Annotated in this window: 18 protein-coding genes and 1 tRNA gene; 18 read left to right on the forward strand and 1 reads right to left on the reverse strand. The window is 61.8% G+C overall.

Annotated features, from left to right (window positions below; translation table 11 throughout):
• Positions 1 to 10 precede the first annotated feature (10 nt).
• From FDQ92_RS00930 to FDQ92_RS01015, 18 genes are all read left to right on the forward strand, one after another.
• Entirely contained in the window at positions 11 to 1,222 is a 1,212-nt protein-coding gene (locus FDQ92_RS00930) for an argininosuccinate synthase (protein WP_137422855.1), read from the forward strand.
• A gap of 137 nt (positions 1,223 to 1,359) precedes the next feature.
• On the forward strand, positions 1,360 to 2,772 hold the full coding sequence (gene argH, locus FDQ92_RS00935) for an argininosuccinate lyase (RefSeq protein WP_137422856.1): 1,413 nt from the start codon (positions 1,360 to 1,362) through the stop codon (positions 2,770 to 2,772).
• Positions 2,773 to 2,813: 41 nt separating this feature from the next.
• Positions 2,814 to 3,896 carry a fibronectin type III domain-containing protein gene (locus FDQ92_RS00940; RefSeq protein ID WP_137422857.1) on the forward strand — a complete coding sequence of 361 codons (1,083 nt, stop codon included), beginning with the start codon at positions 2,814 to 2,816 and terminating at the stop codon, positions 3,894 to 3,896.
• 422 nt (positions 3,897 to 4,318) lie between these two features.
• A complete protein-coding gene (gene lysA / locus FDQ92_RS00945; protein WP_137422858.1) occupies positions 4,319 to 5,581 on the forward strand; it encodes a diaminopimelate decarboxylase in 1,263 nt (420 codons plus the stop codon).
• Between the two features lie 67 nt (positions 5,582 to 5,648).
• Positions 5,649 to 6,500 carry a diaminopimelate epimerase gene (dapF, locus tag FDQ92_RS00950; RefSeq protein WP_137422859.1) on the forward strand — a complete coding sequence of 284 codons (852 nt, stop codon included), beginning with the start codon at positions 5,649 to 5,651 and terminating at the stop codon, positions 6,498 to 6,500.
• A 47-nt stretch (positions 6,501 to 6,547) separates the two neighbouring features.
• On the forward strand, positions 6,548 to 7,423 hold the full coding sequence (dapA, locus tag FDQ92_RS00955; protein ID WP_137422860.1) for a 4-hydroxy-tetrahydrodipicolinate synthase: 876 nt from the start codon (positions 6,548 to 6,550) through the stop codon (positions 7,421 to 7,423).
• Positions 7,424 to 7,444: 21 nt separating this feature from the next.
• Positions 7,445 to 8,257 carry a 4-hydroxy-tetrahydrodipicolinate reductase gene (gene dapB / locus FDQ92_RS00960; RefSeq protein ID WP_137422861.1) on the forward strand — a complete coding sequence of 271 codons (813 nt, stop codon included), beginning with the start codon at positions 7,445 to 7,447 and terminating at the stop codon, positions 8,255 to 8,257.
• Positions 8,258 to 8,279: 22 nt separating this feature from the next.
• Positions 8,280 to 9,452, forward strand: coding sequence for an LL-diaminopimelate aminotransferase (locus FDQ92_RS00965; RefSeq protein ID WP_246041786.1), 1,173 nt, complete (start codon positions 8,280 to 8,282; stop codon positions 9,450 to 9,452).
• Positions 9,453 to 9,471: 19 nt separating this feature from the next.
• Entirely contained in the window at positions 9,472 to 10,038 is a 567-nt protein-coding gene (gene folK / locus FDQ92_RS00970) for a 2-amino-4-hydroxy-6-hydroxymethyldihydropteridine diphosphokinase (protein ID WP_137422862.1), read from the forward strand.
• Positions 10,035 to 10,307, forward strand: a complete 273-nt coding sequence (locus tag FDQ92_RS00975; RefSeq protein ID WP_137422863.1) for a hypothetical protein — start codon at positions 10,035 to 10,037, stop codon at positions 10,305 to 10,307. The genes folK and FDQ92_RS00975 overlap by 4 nt, the downstream gene beginning before the upstream one ends.
• Entirely contained in the window at positions 10,304 to 10,963 is a 660-nt protein-coding gene (fsa, locus tag FDQ92_RS00980; protein WP_137422864.1) for a fructose-6-phosphate aldolase, read from the forward strand. Before FDQ92_RS00975 ends, fsa begins: the two co-directional genes overlap by 4 nt.
• Before the next feature lie 111 nt (positions 10,964 to 11,074).
• The gene (locus FDQ92_RS00985) at positions 11,075 to 11,662 is read left to right on the forward strand and encodes a lytic transglycosylase domain-containing protein (protein WP_137422865.1); all 588 of its coding nucleotides are present in this window, start codon (positions 11,075 to 11,077) and stop codon (positions 11,660 to 11,662) included.
• Complete coding sequence (gene pgsA, locus FDQ92_RS00990) at positions 11,659 to 12,264, forward strand: CDP-diacylglycerol--glycerol-3-phosphate 3-phosphatidyltransferase (protein ID WP_137422866.1); 606 nt, start codon at positions 11,659 to 11,661, stop codon at positions 12,262 to 12,264. Before FDQ92_RS00985 ends, pgsA begins: the two co-directional genes overlap by 4 nt.
• Positions 12,265 to 12,652: 388 nt before the next feature.
• A tRNA-Cys gene (locus FDQ92_RS00995) sits at positions 12,653 to 12,727 on the forward strand.
• Positions 12,728 to 13,018: 291 nt separating this feature from the next.
• Positions 13,019 to 13,885, forward strand: a complete 867-nt coding sequence (gene lipA, locus FDQ92_RS01000) for a lipoyl synthase (protein ID WP_137422867.1) — start codon at positions 13,019 to 13,021, stop codon at positions 13,883 to 13,885.
• A gap of 178 nt (positions 13,886 to 14,063) precedes the next feature.
• Positions 14,064 to 14,597, forward strand: coding sequence for an HDOD domain-containing protein (locus FDQ92_RS01005; RefSeq protein ID WP_137422868.1), 534 nt, complete (start codon positions 14,064 to 14,066; stop codon positions 14,595 to 14,597).
• A gap of 260 nt (positions 14,598 to 14,857) precedes the next feature.
• Positions 14,858 to 15,211: a response regulator transcription factor gene (locus tag FDQ92_RS01010; protein ID WP_137422869.1), complete on the forward strand. Its 354-nt coding sequence runs from the start codon at positions 14,858 to 14,860 to the stop codon at positions 15,209 to 15,211.
• Between the two features lie 109 nt (positions 15,212 to 15,320).
• Positions 15,321 to 16,358: a sigma-54 interaction domain-containing protein gene (locus FDQ92_RS01015; RefSeq protein WP_137422870.1), complete on the forward strand. Its 1,038-nt coding sequence runs from the start codon at positions 15,321 to 15,323 to the stop codon at positions 16,356 to 16,358.
• 401 nt (positions 16,359 to 16,759) lie between these two features.
• Here FDQ92_RS01015 and FDQ92_RS01020 read toward each other — a convergent pair whose 3' ends face one another.
• Positions 16,760 to 17,308: an REP-associated tyrosine transposase gene (locus FDQ92_RS01020; protein ID WP_137422871.1), complete on the reverse strand. Its 549-nt coding sequence runs from the start codon at positions 17,306 to 17,308 to the stop codon at positions 16,760 to 16,762.
• Positions 17,309 to 17,330: the final 22 nt, after the last annotated feature.

Here is a 17,330-nt window from a genome sequence, read left to right on the forward strand (position 1 = left end):
CTCGAGGACCATGAAAGTCGAAAAAGTTGTGCTCGCCTACTCCGGAGGACTGGACACATCGATCATCCTGAAATGGCTCATCCAGACCTACGACTGCCAGGTGGTGGCCTACGCCGCGGACCTGGGCCAGGGGGAGGAACTGGACGGGATCGAGGCCAAGGCGCTGAAAACCGGCGCGGTCAAGGCCCGCGTCGAAGACCTCCGGGAAGCGTTCGTCCGTGACTTTGTGTTTCCGGCCTATCGGGCCAACGCCATCTATGAGGGCCAGTACCTTCTGGGAACGTCCATCGCCCGCCCGCTCATCGCCAAGCGCCAGGTGGAAATCGCCGCGGAAGAAGGGGCGGACGCGGTGAGCCACGGAGCGACGGGGAAAGGAAACGACCAGGTCCGATTCGAGCTCACCTACATGGCCCTCAACCCCGCCCTGAAGATCATCGCTCCGTGGCGCGAATGGGACTTCAAGTCCCGGCAGTCCCTGGTGGATTTCGCCGCGAAGCACGGAATCCCCGTCCCCGTGACCCGTGAGAAGCCCTACAGCTGCGATCGGAACATGTTGCACATCAGCTACGAAGGCGGCGTGCTGGAAGACCCGTGGCGGGAACCCGATCCGGGCATGTTCGTGCTGACGGCGGATCCCGAGGCCGCCCCGGATCGGCCGGAAGTCATCGAAATCGATTTCGAACGCGGCGACCCGGTGGCGGTGAACGGGGAGCGCCTGTCTCCGGCGGCCCTGCTTAGGCGGCTGAACGCATTGGGCGGAAAGCACGGCATCGGGCGCGCCGACGTGGTGGAAAGCCGCTTTGTGGGCATGAAGTCCCGGGGGGTCTACGAAACCCCCGGCGGCACCCTGCTTCAGGCCGCCCACCGCGCAGTGGAATCGATCACCATGGACCGGGAAGTCATGCACATCCGCGATTCTCTCATTCCCAAGTACGCGCAATTGATCTACAACGGCTTCTGGTACGCGCCGGAAAGGGAACTCCTCCAGGGCATGATCGATCTCGCCCAGGAAAACGTCTGGGGTACCGCCCGGCTCAAACTCTACAAGGGCGCCTGCACAGTGATCGGGCGGAAGTCGGACCGTTCGCTCTACGAACCCAGCTTCGCCACCTTCGAGGAAGACGACGTGTACGATCAGAGCGACGCCACAGGCTTTATCCGCCTTCAGGCCCTCCGCCTGAAGATCGCCTCACGGGTGCGCCGCCGGGCGGCCCGCCGCTGAAGGCGCCGAACGCCGGAACCCGGCTCCGGCCGGATTCCCGCGGCACCCGTGCGCGAGATGTCGCACGCGACTTTTCGAACCAGAACACGAAGGGGTGGGAACTACGCATGGTTCAAAACAGGCACGAGGACAGGCATATGGCCGAGAAGTTGTGGCAGGGCCGCTTCGAGCAGCCGACCAACCGGATGGTGGAAGAATACACCGCTTCCATCCATTTCGACTCCCGGCTTTACCGTTACGACATTCAAGGCAGCATCGCCCACTGCCGCATGCTGGCGGACTGCGGCATCATTTCCCACGACGAAGCGTCCCTCATCGTTCAAGGCTTGGGGGAAATCCTTCGGGAAATCGAGCGCGGTGAACTGAAGCTCGAAGCATCGCAGGAAGACATCCACATGGCCGTCGAACACCGCCTCATGCAGAAAATCGGGGAAGTGGGAGGCAAGCTTCACACCGCTCGGAGTCGAAACGATCAGATCGCTCTCGATATGCGGCTCTACATGCGCGACGTCATCCAACACTGCCGGAAACTGCTCGTCGACGTCCAGGAATCCATTCTGGTCCTGGTCAAACAGCACCTGGGTGTGGTCATGCCCGGCTTCACCCATCTGCAGCACGCTCAGCCGGTGCTCCTGTCTCACCACCTGATGGCCTATTATGAAATGTTCGGCAGAGACGACGAAAGGCTGGCCGAATGCCACCGGCGCACCAACGTGATGCCGCTTGGAAGCGCCGCGCTGGCCGGCACCACCTTCCCCATCGACATGGAACGCACCGCCCGGTACCTCAACTTCCCGAAAGTGATCCGAAACAGTATCGACGCAGTGAGCGACCGCGACTTCCTCATCGAATTCTGCGCCGCCGCCGCTCTGGTGATGGCGCACGTGAGCCGCCTCGCCGAGGAATTGATCCTGTGGTCCTCCACGGAATTCGGCTACGTCACCATGAGCGACGCCTTCTGCACGGGTTCGAGCATCATGCCGCAGAAGAAGAATCCTGACATTCCGGAACTGATGCGCGGTAAGACCGGCCGCGTCTACGGGAACCTCATGGCGCTGCTTACCCTCGTCAAAGGCCTGCCTCTGGCTTACAACCGGGACCTCCAGGAAGACAAGGAAGCCGTCTTCGACACCGTGGACACGGTGGTTCAGACCCTTTCGGTGTTGAGTAAGCTGCTTCCGGAACTCCGGTTCGATCGCGAGCGCATGAAGGAAATGGCCGCGCAGGGCTTCACGCTGGCCACAGACCTGGCCGATTACCTGGTGAGCCGTGGGGTTCCCTTCCGCAAGGCCCACCACGTCATCGGACAGCTGGTGCAGTACTGCCTTCAAAAGGACAAGGATTTGCGGGACTGCACCGTGGAGGAGCTGAAGCAGTTTCACAAAGCGTTCGACGTAGACGTCTTCCTGTTGCTGGATGTGGCGACGGCCGTGGACCAGCGCCTGTCTCAGGGCGGGACGGCGACGTCGCGTGTGGAAGAAGCCGTTCAGCGGGCCGAAGCGGAGCTTGCGGCCAGGAAAAAGGCATTGACAAACGGCGCGAACGTGTGACTTTGAAACGGTCGTCTCACTCACGAAAGGTGCCTATCGAAATGATCGTCGACGGTCGAACGTTTCCATCGCCATTACGCCGGGTTGTCCTGGTTTCCCTGGTGGTTTTGATGCTGAGCGCTTGCGGCAAGAAAACGCCCCCCAAGCCGATCGCCGAGGTGCCCCCGCCGGTCGTGGAAGGGTTCACGGCCGAAGTTTCGGGCGGGCGCGTGCTGCTGGAATGGTCCGTGACCCGTGAGAGGGGCGATAAGGCGGCGGCCCCCGATGAGCGGCTCATCATCCAGCGCTCGCTGGTCCAGTGGAAGGACCGCCAATGCCGGGAATGTCCGCCGCTCGCGCTGCACCAGGTGGCGGACCTCAACCCCAAGTCCCCTGCGCCTGCGGTGCTGGAAGATGGCCGGTACCGGTGGGCCGACCGCAACGTGGCGCTGGGAGAAGTCTACCGCTACCAGATCGCTTTGGTGGAACGCGGCGGGCGGGCGCTTTCGGTTTCGCCGCCCCTTCATGTGTGGATGATGGAACCGCCTCCGGCTCCGGCCGCTCTTTCGGCCGTGGCGGAGCTTCGAGGGATCATGCTTAAGTGGAAGGACCCGGGGGGGATCGAACCGGCGCTGGCTCAAGGCGCGACCATCGCCTACCGGGTGGAACGGTGGGACCCCGAGAAAGAGTGGGTGCCGCTGAGCCGGACACCGGTGCGTGGAAACGGCTACCTGGATGCGCAGGTGGATGTGGGCGCCATGCACAAGTACCGAGTCACTTCGCTTTATGAAGCGGGAGACGCCCTTGTTTACGGAAATTCAGCCGAAATCGAAGTGATCGCGGCCCCGGAAGCCGTTGCTCCGCCGCCTCCCGAGACCGTCTGGATCATCCCTCACGGGGGCAGTCTCGAGGTCTATTGGTCGGAATCGGTCCAGGGGGTGGGCGGCTACCATGTGTACCGGAAGCAAGGCCGGGAGATCACCCGCCTGACCGCCCAGCCGGTCGCTGGCCCGCCTTTTGTGGACGCCGCCGTGGAGAAGAACGAGGTTTACCTTTACGCCGTGTCGTGTGTGAGTTCCGGAGCTTCTCAGCGGGAAGGCCTGCTTTCCAAGTGGGTCGAGATTCGAAACGTGTCGTTCGATTAGAGGCCGTCATGGAAAGTCCTTCCGGGCGATCCGGGCCAACGCGGCATGGCCGGTTTCCACCTTGTTCCCAAGCCGGAGCTTGGCAACGAGGGGAAAATGTCTCGCGCAAAGGCGCAAAGAGATTCCATCTTGTTTCCAAGCTCCAGCTTGGGAACACAACTGTGCAGAAGCTCCAGCTTCGATTCCCATGAGGCCGCTCCCAAGCCGGAGCTTGGAAACGACCGGATGTCTAGACTTCAGACTGTAGACTGTAAAGTCTAAAGTCTGATGTCTAAAGTCTGATGTCTAAAGTCTGATGTCTAAAGTCTGATGTCTAAAGTCTGATGTCTAAAGTCTGATGTCTAAAGTCTGATGTCTAAAGTCTGATGTCTAAAGTCTGATGTCTAAAGTCTGATGTCTCACTCTTAGGCAGCGGAGACGCCATGCACCATTTCCACTACCGCGACGGTGAGCTCTTCTGTGAGGACATCCCCCTGACGCGGATGGTCGAAGAACTGGGGACGCCCTGCTACGTCTACAGTCATGCCACCTTGCGGCATCATTTCGAGGTCTTCGACGGCGCCTTCGCGCCAATGGATCATCTCACCTGCTTTTCCGTGAAAGCAAACTCCAACCTGGCGGTCCTCAGCCTTCTCGGCAAACTGGGCGGCGGCGTGGACATCGTGTCCGGGGGGGAGCTGTTTCGGGCGCGCCGCGCGGGAATTCCTCCGGAACGGATCGTGTATTCGGGGGTTGGAAAAACGAGGGAAGAAATCGACGCGGCCGTGGGTCAGGGCATCTTGATGTTCAACATCGAGTCGTCCCAGGAACTGGAAGCGTTGAACGCCCGCGCCGAGGCGCTGGGCCGGCGCGCTAGGATCGCCCTTCGCGTGAACCCGGACGTGGATCCCAAGACGCACCCGTACATCACCACCGGCATGCAGTCCAACAAGTTCGGGATCGATGTGGAAACGGCGATCAAGGAATACCGGCGAGCCGCCTCGTTTCCTCACCTGGACATCGTGGGCGTGGATTGCCACATCGGCAGCCAGCTCACGGACGTGGCGCCATTCGTGGACGCCCTGGAACGGTTGAAGACGCTGATCGGGCGGCTTCGGGAAATCGGAATCGCCGTGAAGTACCTGGACCTGGGCGGCGGCCTGGGCATCACCTACGACCGGGAAACGCCGCCGCACCCCGAAGAATACGCCGGGGCCGTCATGGAGCGGCTGAAGGGCCTGGACGGCACCCTCATTTTGGAACCGGGGCGCGTGATCGTCGGAAACGCCGGGATTTTGGTCACCCGCGTCCTGTACACCAAGCAGACGGTCAGCAAGAACTTCGTCATCGTGGACGCCGGAATGAACGACCTGATCCGGCCCAGCCTTTACGGTTCCTATCACCACATTCAGCCGGTCCGGGACGAGGGGCGGGACACGCATGTTGTGGACGTGGTGGGACCCATCTGTGAATCTTCCGATTTTCTCGCTCGAGACCGGGAACTTCCCATGGTGAAACCGGGGGATCTGCTGGCGGTGATGAGCGCCGGGGCGTACGGGTTCACCATGGCGTCCAATTACAACAGCCGGCCGCGCCCGCCCGAGGTGCTGGCCCACGGCACCCATTACCACGTGATCCGTCGGCGGGAAACCTGGAAAGACCTGGTGGCGCTGGAATTCGTTCCGGATTTTTTGAAGCGGTCATGAACCGGTGCGGCCCGCTGTGCGGATGCCAGACGCGGGCGGAACCTGAAGATCAAGGGGGTGACGGTCGATGGGCGGTACACTCTCCTTTCCTCTGCCCTTCACCAAGATGACGGGAAGCGGAAACGATTTTATCATCGTGGACAACCGGGACCTGGGGATCGATACCGGGGACTGCCGGGAACTGGTTCGAAGCGCGTGCCGCCGGAAGTTTTCCGTCGGCGCGGACGGAATGATCTTTCTGGAAGACGATCCGGATGTGGATTTCCGGTGGCGCTTTTTCAATGCCGACGGGAGCGAGGCGGAGATGTGCGGCAACGGGGCGCGCTGCGTGGCCCGTTTCGCACGTGTCAAGAAGATCGTCCAAAATGACGTGTTGGCCTTTCGCACTCTGGCCGGCGTGATTGAAGCCGCGGTGATCGGAAGGCGGGTCAAGGTGAAGATGACCGCCCCGGAAGGCCTGGAGCGCGACGTCACGCTGACGGTTCGGGGGCGGCAGCTCACAATGGATTGCATCAACACGGGGGTCCCCCACGCGGTGATTCTCATGGAAACCGAAAAGGCGCTGGAAGGGGCCGACGTGTTCGATCTCGGGCGCGCCGTGCGGAGGCACGCCTGGTTTGAGCCGGCGGGAACCAACACGAACTTCGCCTACGTTCGAGGGCCGCAGGCCGTCATCGTCCGCACCTATGAACGGGGCGTGGAAGACGAAACCCTCGCCTGCGGAACCGGGGCCATCGCTTCGGTCCTGGCGGCGGCTTCCCGAGGCTTGGTTTCTTCCCCTGTGGAAGTGTTCACCCGAAGCGGCGAGACCCTCACCGTTCATTTCCAGCATTCAGGATCCCGATTCCACGATGTTTTTCTTGAAGGCGACGCCAGAATCGTTTACGAAGGCCGGCTTTGGGACGAAACCCTGAGCTGAGTCCCTCGGAAGATCCACTTTCGGAACGAGAGTACAAGGAGATTGTTATGTTCACTGGGGCGTTTGTGGCCATTGTGACCCCTTTCAAGGACGGCCGCATCGATGAAACCGCGCTTCGCGATCTGGTCGAATTCCAGATCGCAAACGGCAGTCACGGGATCGTACCCTGCGGCACCACGGGTGAATCCGCGACGCTCGCTTTCGAAGAACACGAGCGCGTAGTGGAAGTCGTGCTGGAACAGGTGAACGGGCGCGTCCCGGTGGTCGCGGGGACCGGTTCCAATAATACCGCCGAGGCCATCCGGTTGACCAAGCACGCCAAGGAATGCGGTGCGAACGGGGCGCTCATGATTTCGCCCTACTACAACAAGCCCACTCAGGAAGGGCTGTACCGGCATTTCAAAGCCGTGGCCGACAGCGTCGACATCCCCATCATCGTCTACAACATCCCGGGGCGGACCGCGGTCAACATAGAACCGGAAACCATCGCCCGGCTCGCCGAAATCCCCAATATTGTCGGCGTCAAGGAAGCCACCGGGTCCATGAAACAGATCACGGACATCATCCGCCTGTGCGGGGACGACTTCACGGTGCTTTCCGGCGAAGACTACATCACGTTCCCGCTACTCGCCGTGGGCGGAAAGGGCGTCATTTCGGTGGTTTCCAACGTGGCGCCCAAGGACATGGCCGATCTGTGCACGCTTTACCTGGAAGGCAAGGTGCGGGAGGCCCGCGACCTTTACTACCGGGTCCTTCCTCTTTGCCACGCCCTTTTTTACGAAACCAACCCGGCCCCCGTGAAGGCGGCGCTCAAGATGATGGGAAAGATCGCCTCCGACGAAGTCCGGCTGCCGCTGGTTCCCATGCAGCCGGCCAACCGGGAGCGGCTGAAGAAGGTCATCGAAGACTATGGGCTCATTTAGCGGCCGGGACGGAGGCAAACGATGCTACGAATCGCCGTGGCCGGCGTGGCAGGCCGCATGGGTTCGCGGATCGCCCAGCTGGTGGCGGAAGCCGAGGACCTGGAACTGGCGGGAGTTTTCGAGCGCCCCGATCACCCGCTGGTGGGCAAAGATGTCCGGGAGGCGGCGGGAGGCGCGGCGGCGGGGCGCGCCATCGCTTCCAGCATCGGCGAGGTGCTCGAAGGCTGCGACGTGGTGATCGACTTTACGAGCGCGCGATCGTCTTTGGAAAATCTGGAAGCGGCGGCGGCGGCGGGACGGCCGATGGTCATCGGATCTACGGGTTTTTCCCGGGACGACCTTTCCCGAGCCGCCGCACTGGCCGCCCGGATCCCCTGCGTGCTGGCCCCCAACATGAGCGTCGGGGTGAACGTACTCTTCAAGGTGGTCGCCGACGCGGCCAGGCTCCTGGGAACGGACTTCGACGTGGAAATCGTGGAAACCCACCACCGGTTCAAAAAGGACGCGCCCAGCGGCACCGCACTAAAGCTGGCTCAGGTGATCGCCGAAGCCTTGAACCGTGACCTGGAAGCGGCGGGGGTTTTTTCCCGCCATGGGATGATCGGGGAACGGCCGAAGGACGCCATCGGGATCCAGACGCTTCGAGGCGGCGACATCGTGGGGGAACACACCGTCCTTTTCGCCGGGATGGGGGAGCGGATCGAAATCACGCACCGAGCCCACAGCCGCGACAACTTCGCCCGCGGCGCCCTCCAGGCGGCCCGATGGGTGGCGGCGCAGCCGCCCGGCCTCTACGACATGCAGCACGTCCTGGGTATCAAGACTCGGCTCTGAAGAACCCGGAGGATCACAGTCCATGTCCATGTCATTGCAATTTGCGACTCGGTTGAAGCAACTCCCCCCCTACCTGTTCCAGGAAATCGACCGCCTGAAAGCCGAGCTCAAGGCAAAGGGCGTGGACGTCATCAACCTGGGCGTGGGCGATCCGGACCTGCCGACGCCCAAGCCCATCATCGAGCGGCTTAAGCAGGCCGCCGAAGACCCGGCCAATCACCAGTACCCGTCCTATTCGGGGATGGACCGTTTCAAGCACAGCGTGGCCCGATGGTACGGCAAGCGCTTCGGCGTGGACTTGGACCCGGCGACGGAAGTGCTCACCCTCATCGGGTCCAAGGAAGGGATCGCCCATCTTCCGCTGGCTTTTATCGACCCGGGGGACCTCGCCCTCGTGCCCAGCCCCGCCTACCCCGTCTACCACGCGGCCACCCTCTTCGCCGGTGGGGAATCCCACTACCTGCCCCTTTATCGGGAAAACGGCTTCCTGCCGAACCTGGACGCCGTCTCCGGCGACACGGCCCGCAGAACGAAGCTCCTGTTCATCAACTATCCCAACAATCCCACCGGCGCCGTCGCAGAACGCGACTTCTTCGAAAAAGTCGTTTCGTTCGCCCGGGAACACGGCGTCATCGTCTGCCACGACGCGGCTTATACGGAAATGGCCTTCGACGGCTATCGGCCCATGAGCTTCCTGGAAGTCCCGGGAGCCAAGGATGTGGGGATCGAGTTTCATTCGCTGTCCAAGACGTACAGCATGACCGGCTGGAGGCTGGGGTTCGCCGTAGGAAACGCCCGGGTGCTGGCCGGCCTGGGGCAGGTGAAAAGCAACGTGGATTCCGGCGCGTTCAACGCGATTCAGATCGCCGGGATCGAGGCGCTGGAAGGCGATCAGGGGTGCGTCGCCGAGATGCAGCGGGTCTACCAGGAACGCCGGGACGTGCTGGTGGCCGGGCTGCGGCGCGTGGGCCTGGACGTCGAGCCGCCCAAGGCGACCTTTTACGTGTGGTGCCCGACGCCCAAAGGGTATACGTCCGCCGAGTTCACCGCGCGGCTTCTCAAGGAAGCCGGGATCGTCACGACCCCCGGCAGCGGCTTCGGCGAAGCCGGAGAAGGCTACATCCGCATGGCCCTCACCGTCACCAAGGAACGGATCGAGGAAGCAGTGGCGCGAATCGAAAAGCTTTCGCTTTGAAAGCGCACAGGATCCAGGCATGCCTCTCGACAGGACCCGCCGTGAAAGGATTCCCGGGCCGCCGGCCGGCGCGGAGGAACTCAAGCCGAGGCTTCGCCGGGCGGCCGTGGGATTCGGAAGCAACCAGGGCGACCCGGCGGCGGCCTGCCTTCGCGCGGTGGCCCGGTTCAGGGAGGAACCGGACGTGAAGGTCGTGGCGGTTTCATCCCTCTACCGCACGGAACCCGTGGGTTTCACCGAACAGGACTGGTTTCTGAACGGCGTGATGCTGCTTGAGACGTCCCTGGACGCCGGAGCGCTCCTGGAACTGGCTCAGCGCATCGAACAGGAACTGGGCCGCGTTCGGCGGCAGCGGTGGGGGCCGCGGACTATCGACCTGGACCTCCTGTTTTGCGGCGACGAGGTGCTCGACCTCCCGGAACTGACTCTGCCGCACCCGCGGCTTCACGAAAGGCGGTTCGTGCTGGTGCCGCTGGCCGAAGTGGCGCCCGATTGGAAGCATCCCGTTTTGGGAAAAAGCGTATCGGACCTGGCCGGGGAAGTTCCCGTGGATGGTCAGCAGGTCCGCTTGTGGAAGCGAACGTGATCCGTCTTCTCTTTTACATCCTCGTTTTCTATGTCATCTATCGGCTGGTGAAGTCCCGGATGCGGCGCTGGATTTCCGGGTCCGAAGAAAGGGAGATCCAGGGAACCGAGGCTGAACTCACCCGGGATCCCCAGTGCGGGACCTACTTTCTGAAGCGGCGCGGCGTTAGCGCCGTGGTTCGAGGGGAAACCATCTACTTTTGCAGTGAACGCTGCCGGGATGCGTATCTCGCAGCCCAAACATCCAGTGAAGGAGACACTCGAAAATGAAATTTTTCATCGACACGGCGAACCTCAAGGAAATAGAAGAAGCCCACCGGTTGGGCATCTTGGACGGCGTGACCACCAATCCGTCGCTCATCGCCAAGGAAGGCGTCGTCGGCCGGGACGCCTTCGTCCGGCACATCAAGGCCGTCTGCGACCTGGTGGGAGCGCCGGTGAGCGCCGAAGCGGTGAGCACCGCCGCGGAAGACCTGGTTTCGGAAGCCCGCGAACTGGCGGCCATCGACGAAAACGTGGTGGTGAAGATCCCCATGACCATCGAAGGGCTCAAGGCGGTGCGGCAACTGGCCGATGAAGGCGTCAGGACCAACGTGACCCTGGTTTTTTCGCCGCTCCAGGCTCTGATGGCGGCCAAGGCCGGGGCGAGCTACGTGAGTCCGTTCGTGGGGCGGCTGGACGATATCGCCCACGTGGGGATGGAAGTGGTGAGCGAGATCGTGGACATCTTTTCCAACTACCTGTTTGAAACGGAAATCATCGTCGCGAGCGTCCGGAACCCGCTCCACGTGCTGGAAGCGGCGAAGATGGGAGCCGACATAGCGACGATTCCCTTCAAGGTGATCGGCCAGATGGCCCGCCACCCGCTGACGGATCTCGGGCTCGACGCCTTCCTGAAGGACTGGAAGAAAGTGGAAACAAGGTAGGAACGGCCCCGCGGGAAAGCGATTCCGCCCCCCGCAAGCGGGTACCGCCGAAAGCACCCGTCGCCGGGCCCGTTGCACGATCGGAGGACCCCCATCATCGAAGGATCTTCCATGAAGGCGCTCACGCTGCTGGTTTCCCTTCTTGTTCCGGCGCTCCTGGTTTCGGCGCCGTCGGCACCGGCGGGAAGTATTTACAAGCACGTGGACGAAAACGGCGTGACCCACTTTACCAACGTTCCGACCAGCCCGGAGTATCAAGTCGTATCGCTTCCCGAGCTCCGCAAATTCAGCCCGGCGCCCGCGACGGCTGAAGGGTCCTACGAACAGATGATCCGCACCGCGAGCCGAATCTACGGCCTGGATCACCGCCTGGTTCGAGCGGTCATCAAGGCGGAATCCAATTTCGATCCCGGCGCCGTTTCCCACAAGGGCGCCATGGGGTTGATGCAGCTGATGCCGGAAACGGCCCGGGACATGGGCGTCAAGGACCCGTTCGATCCTTTGCAGAACATCTTTGGAGGCGTACGCTACCTGAAGTTTCTCATGGACCGGTTCGACAACAGCCTGTTTCTCGCCCTGGCCGCCTATAACGCCGGACCTGAGGCGGTGACGAAGCATGGCGGGATCCCGCCCTTTGAAGAAACCAACGCGTACCTGCGTCGGGTTCTTCGGTACTACATGAAGTACAAGAGACCATGAAGTCCAGCGAATTTTCCAGAAAAAACCTCATGAACCTCCCCAATACCCTGACGTATCTCAGGGTAGCGGCTATTCCGGCCATCTTGTTCCTGCTGACGCCGCCGGTGACCGGAAGAGCCTACCTGGAGGCCTTCGGACTCTACGTGGTGGCATCGATCACCGACTACCTCGACGGCATCCTTGCAAGGCGCCGCAACCTGGTGACATCCGTGGGGAAATTGCTGGACCCCCTGGCGGACAAGCTCCTGACCTCTGCGGTTCTGATCATGCTGGTGCAGCTGGGCCGAGTGTCCGGATGGGTCGTCTTCCTGGTGCTGGGCCGGGAAATGACCATCACGGGACTCCGCTCCATCGCCGCCAGCCAGGGCCTTATCCTGGACGCCAGCCGCATGGGGAAAAACAAGCTGATTTCGCAGACCGTCGCCATCCTGTTTCTCCTGCTCTACATCCCCTCGCTCCAGGACCCGCTGGACATGCTCGGACAGATCTTCCTCTGGATTTCGGTCTTCCTCGGCTACTGGTCCGCGTGGGATTACTTCGTGGATTTCTATCGAAAGGCCAAGGCGCTGGAAACCGCCGACGCCCCGCCCGCCGACGTTTAGAGGCCGTCTGAAAATATCCTTCACCCTTCCGGGGATTGGGTGTCCGCAACTCGGATCGCGGCCATGGCGCCGCTCCCACAATGGCGCACCTGTGTGGGAGGCCCGCCCTCGGGCCGATGGGCTGAGACATTCCACCTTGTTCCCAAGCTCCAGCTTGGGAACACAACTGTGCAGAAGCTCCAGCTTCGATTCCCATGAGGCCGTTCCCAAGCCGGAGCTTGGAAACGAGGGGAAACACGGCATGGCCGGTTTTACGGGTCGCGGGCAAGCCCGCTCATAAAAGAACAAGGAACCTTAGGGCCCGACTTTCATGAGCTTGTTTTTGGGCAAGTTCTTACGTCCTTGACACCAGAGCCGGTTTCGGATAAACAGCAAGCAACTGCAACAAGGCGGCATACCCAAGTGGTAAGGGAGCGGTCTGCAAAACCGTTATTCACCGGTTCGAATCCGGTTGCCGCCTCCAACACTGATGAAAAGCCCGGTCGTCTCTCGGCCGGGTTTTTTTAGTCCGTCTCGGGCTGGTTGCGCCCAATAGCACAAAACACACGGCACAATCCTCCTATTTCAAAAGGCCGCTCTTGCGGGAGCCGTCCGTATCCCGTGGAGAGGCGCTGGCTCCCACGCAGGTCTTTTCTCATCCTTTAGGGTAGAATGGCAAAAGGAACGGGGAAGGACGGGAAAGGGTGGAAATATTTTGAAGCGGAAGGATTTTAAAGCGGAAGGATCATAGAAAGGCGGAAGGGAGGATTTGACGATGACGCGACGGGTTGGGAAGCCTCCGTGGCTTCGCGTCCGGATGCCCGCGACGCTCCCCGATTCCCCGGTCCTGGAACGGATCCGGAACCGGGCGCTTTGCACCGTTTGCGTGGAAGCGCACTGCCCCAACCAGATGCACTGCTTTCAACGGGGAACGGCCGCCTTCATGCTGCTCGGACCCGCCTGCACCCGCCGGTGCACCTTCTGCGCCGTCGAAAAGGGCCCCGTCCGCGCGCCGGACCCAGCGGAACCCGAGCGGATCGCTCAAGCCGTCGAAGAAATGGGGTTGAGCTACAGCGTGCTCACCATGGTGACCCGGGACGATCTGCCGGACGGCGGGGCCGCTCACGTCGCCCGGACCGTGGAAGCGATCCGCAAGCGGCTCCCGGATCTTTCCGTGGAAGTGCTCATTTCGGACCTAGGCGGGAACCGGGACGCGCTCAGGCGCATCTTGGACGCGGGCGTCGATGTCCTGAACCACAACGTGGAAACCGTGGCCCGGCTCTACTCCAAGGTCCGCCCCCAGGCGGACTACCGGCGTTCCCTGGAACTGCTGGAGCGGGCGGCGGGTCACAACCCCCGGGTGGTGACCAAGTCGGGGCTGATGGTGGGGCTCGGAGAAGAGCTGACGGAAGTCGTCGCGCTGATGCAAGACCTGCGAAACGTCGGCTGCCGGCTCGTCACCGCCGGGCAGTACCTTTCCCCGTCGGAACACCATCATCCGGTGGTGCGCTACGTCACCCCTGAAGCGTTCCAGGAGCTGGAAAGACAGGCGCTGGCCATGGGTTTTTCCGGCGCGGCCTGCGCCCCCCTGGTGCGAAGTTCCTACGAAGCCCAGGCGCTCTTCCAGACGGCCCGCCTCTGATCCCCGTCTGTCCCGATTTGAGAGAGCATTGAAACGCGACAAACCCCGGCCTCCTTCCGCGTCTCAAAAGGTTCCGGCGCGGCGGCAAGTGTCTGTTTCAACCTGAGACGCCCGCCCTTCCCTACTTCTCTTCGCGGGCCGGCGGATTTCGCCTCATGGCGCGCCGTCGATCTTCCGAGTGGTCGTTTCCCATCTGGCCGGCGAAATCTGCCTGCTTCACCATCGGCGGAAGGCTTCGATGATGAGCACCATCGCGCTGCTTCACGACATCGGAAAGAGCATGATCCTGCTCCTCAAGAGGCAGAACCCGAAGCTCCACGTCCTGATCGACATGCTCGACTCGGGAAAGATCGGCGCCATGTTGCTGGCAAAGTGGAACATCCCGGACACTGTCTGCCTGAGTCTCGAATACCAGCATTATCCGGAATTCGCGCCGCCGGCGCGGATTCCGGCCGAAACCCGTGAAACGGTGGCTCTGCTCCACGTGGCCCACCTGTGCGTGGACCACCTGAAGGGAAGCGCGGAAACACTGGAACGGTCGCCCTTCGCCGCAGAATACCTGCAGCTTGTCAAGGCCGGCGCCGCCTCCGTGCGGGATCTCGTGGCGCTCCAGTTGCTTCCCGCCATGGAAAAGAAGTTTCCCTCGCTTCCGGAATCCGTTCGGAAGCTGATGCTTTCCAGGGGAGACGCCCCCGCGGCGGCGGGGCCGTGAGGTTTCGGAGTTCGGCGCTACGCCCCCGCCGGCCGAAGCGGCCTTCCCGGCGCACCCGGCTGTGACATCTTCCGGTGCCGCCGTTCGAACTCTATCGCAGATCCGGTTTTCCGTTGACTTGAGAGCGTTCGGCCAAGTAACCTCTCGACTAAGATCCGAACGATCAGCATTGGACGATTCGCCTTTTCCATCGATTCTGGTGCGCCCTCAATGCCGCGCAGTGAGGGACCTTTCCACCCGTTGCCGACGAAAGCAAGGTTATGCGCAAAATTCTGATCATCGAAGACGATGATGGATTGCGGGATCTTCTCCACAGCTACCTCGAAGAATCTGGATTCGCGGTCGTAGAGGCGGCCGACGGGCTCGAGGGCCTGGAAAAGATCAGCGGGGAGCTGTTCGATCTGATGATCGTCGACGTGATGCTCCCTTACGTGAGCGGCATCGGGCTGGTGAAGATCGCCAAGGGGCGCCACCCCGAGACCCCGGTGATCTGTATCACCGGATACGGCAATTCACCGGAAAAGCTTGCCGAGGAGGAGCACGCCGACCGGGTGCTGTCCAAGCCTTTCGATCTCAAGGAATTGGCCCAGGCGATTTCCGAGCTGCTTTCCTGATCCGTTCCCGGCTACCCCGGGGAAGCGAAGGCGCCCCCCGGTTTCAACGCATCGACCAGGCAGGCTGCTACGGACCGTTCAGGGTTCATGATACGGGGCTGAAAAAACGATGACAGCTTGCGAACCGCAAATCATCGGCACCAGCCAGGCGATCTTGAAGGTCCGCCAGATCATCCTCAAGGTTGCGGATGTGGACCTCAACGTCCTGATCAGCGGCGAAAGCGGTGTCGGTAAAGAACTGGTAGCGCGGGCGCTCCACTATTATTCCGGACGCCGGGAAAAGCCTTTCATGAAGGTCAATTGCGCGGCGCTTCCCCGGGAACTCATGGAAACGGAGCTTTTCGGCTACGAAAAGGGAGCCCTCACGGGGGCGGACCGCCGGCGCATCGGAAAGTTCGAAGCCGCCGCCGACGGCAGCATCTTCCTGGACGAAATCGGGGAGATCCCGCTGACCATGCAGGCGAAGCTCCTGCAGGTCCTCCAGGACCAGAAGTTCCCCCGCATCGGGGGAAACAAGGAAATCGGCACCCAGGCGCGGGTTATCGCCGCCACCAATCGGAACCTGGAGGCGGAAATCCTGGCCGGAAACTTCCGGGAAGACCTCTACTTCCGCATCAACACCATCAGCATCGTGGTTCCGCCGCTTCGAGAAAGAAAGGAAGACATTCCGCCGCTCGTCGACTTCTTCCTCGAACAACACCGCGCCATTTATGGAAACACGGTCTCCGCCGTGCCTGCGAGCCTCATGGAGCTCTTTCTCGACTACCATTGGCCCGGAAACGTCCGGGAACTGGAAAACTACCTCAAGCGCCTCAGTGTCCTGGGAAACCACCCCGAAATCGAACGGGAACTCCGGTGCCAGATGGACATCAGCGCCGCAAGAGAAACGGCGCCGCGAAAAGACGGCGCCGCTGACCCCGTCCAGGACGTCGAGGCCGAACCAGTGCTTGCCGTTCCAAAGGGAAAGAAATTCCCGTCGCTCAAAGAAGTCCGGGACCAAGCGGTGATGAAGGTCGAAAAGGCGGTAATCGAACAGGTGCTGGATGAAACCCATTGGAACCGCCGCGAAGCCGCTCGGATCCTAAAAATCAGCTACCGGACCCTCCTCTATAAGCTGAAAGACATGAACATCCGCCGCATGGATTGAAGATTATCTTAGAGGCTGTCTGAGAATACCCTTCACCCTTCTGGGGATGGGGTATCCGTTTTTTCGCGTAGGGGCGGTTCCCGAACGGCACTTAAGCCGCGTAGCCGCGTAGGGTGCGTGGAGCGAGGCGAAGCCGAGCGCAACGCACCATGCCCAGCCGCCCCGCCGCATCACCGCGTAGGGTGCGTGCAGCGACCGCGCCGTCGGCGCGGGAGCGCAACGCACCATACCCAACCGCGTAAAATCTTCTCCCGTTATGGTGCGTTTCGCCCGCTGTCGCGGGCTTCACGCACCCTACGGGGTTTCAACATCCGACGTTTTGGTGCGTTGCGTTCGGCTTCGCCTCACTTCACGCACCCTACGCATTCCTTGCACCCTACGCATTCCTTGTACCCTGCTCGCTACTCACCGCCAATGCTTTCGGGAAAAACCGGAACCCTGCCCGCGGCCCAATCCATGGGATACAACCCTGCGGCCACGTAACGATGAAAAGTCGAATAAGGCCAATCGGCGGGCATCGAACACCACCCATGTTTCACGGGGTTGTAATGGATGTAATCGACGTGGGCGGCAAAGTCGTTGTCGTCCCGGATGGCATGTTCCCAAAAGCGGCGCTGCCATAGAAGCCGTTCCTTGCGCCGGGCACGGGAAGAATCCGGAGCGGGTTCGCCGGCCCAATCGCCGCATCGTCTCGATACCATCGCCTTAATCCGGCGCCAGCGCTCGGGGAAATCGGCATCGCCGGCCGGAAGCGTCAGGATGCAATGCACATGGTCCGGAAGCAGAACCCAGGCATCGATGGCAAACGGAAACGAAGTCCGTACGCAGGTGATGGCATCCCGCAGGGCCCGACGGGCCTTTTCGTGGCACAGCCATGGCCGGCGATCGTAAGTGACGAGGGTGAAGAAATATTTTCCGCCGGGAACAAAGTGCCTTCGGTAATTCGGCATGGCCCGCGCCTCCCTTGCGCCG

It is taken from the genome of Desulfoglaeba alkanexedens ALDC, assembly GCF_005377625.1.
GTDB classification, from domain to species: domain Bacteria; phylum Desulfobacterota; class Syntrophobacteria; order Syntrophobacterales; family DSM-9756; genus Desulfoglaeba; species Desulfoglaeba alkanexedens.

Coding starts and splice junctions, on each gene's coding strand:
- dapF (WP_137422859.1), top strand. CDS start 5,649: ATGGGCGGTACACTCTCCTTTCCTCTGCCCTTCACCAAGATGACGGGA.
- FDQ92_RS00940 (WP_137422857.1), top strand. CDS start 2,814: ATGATCGTCGACGGTCGAACGTTTCCATCGCCATTACGCCGGGTTGTC.
- dapB (WP_137422861.1), top strand. CDS start 7,445: ATGCTACGAATCGCCGTGGCCGGCGTGGCAGGCCGCATGGGTTCGCGG.
- FDQ92_RS00965 (WP_246041786.1), top strand. CDS start 8,280: ATGTCCATGTCATTGCAATTTGCGACTCGGTTGAAGCAACTCCCCCCC.
- FDQ92_RS01020 (WP_137422871.1), bottom strand. CDS start 17,308: ATGCCGAATTACCGAAGGCACTTTGTTCCCGGCGGAAAATATTTCTTC.
- FDQ92_RS00930 (WP_137422855.1), top strand. CDS start 11: ATGAAAGTCGAAAAAGTTGTGCTCGCCTACTCCGGAGGACTGGACACA.
- dapA (WP_137422860.1), top strand. CDS start 6,548: ATGTTCACTGGGGCGTTTGTGGCCATTGTGACCCCTTTCAAGGACGGC.
- lysA (WP_137422858.1), top strand. CDS start 4,319: ATGCACCATTTCCACTACCGCGACGGTGAGCTCTTCTGTGAGGACATC.
- FDQ92_RS01010 (WP_137422869.1), top strand. CDS start 14,858: ATGCGCAAAATTCTGATCATCGAAGACGATGATGGATTGCGGGATCTT.
- pgsA (WP_137422866.1), top strand. CDS start 11,659: ATGAAGTCCAGCGAATTTTCCAGAAAAAACCTCATGAACCTCCCCAAT.
- FDQ92_RS01015 (WP_137422870.1), top strand. CDS start 15,321: ATGACAGCTTGCGAACCGCAAATCATCGGCACCAGCCAGGCGATCTTG.
- argH (WP_137422856.1), top strand. CDS start 1,360: ATGGCCGAGAAGTTGTGGCAGGGCCGCTTCGAGCAGCCGACCAACCGG.
- folK (WP_137422862.1), top strand. CDS start 9,472: ATGCCTCTCGACAGGACCCGCCGTGAAAGGATTCCCGGGCCGCCGGCC.
- fsa (WP_137422864.1), top strand. CDS start 10,304: ATGAAATTTTTCATCGACACGGCGAACCTCAAGGAAATAGAAGAAGCC.
- FDQ92_RS00985 (WP_137422865.1), top strand. CDS start 11,075: ATGAAGGCGCTCACGCTGCTGGTTTCCCTTCTTGTTCCGGCGCTCCTG.
- lipA (WP_137422867.1), top strand. CDS start 13,019: ATGACGCGACGGGTTGGGAAGCCTCCGTGGCTTCGCGTCCGGATGCCC.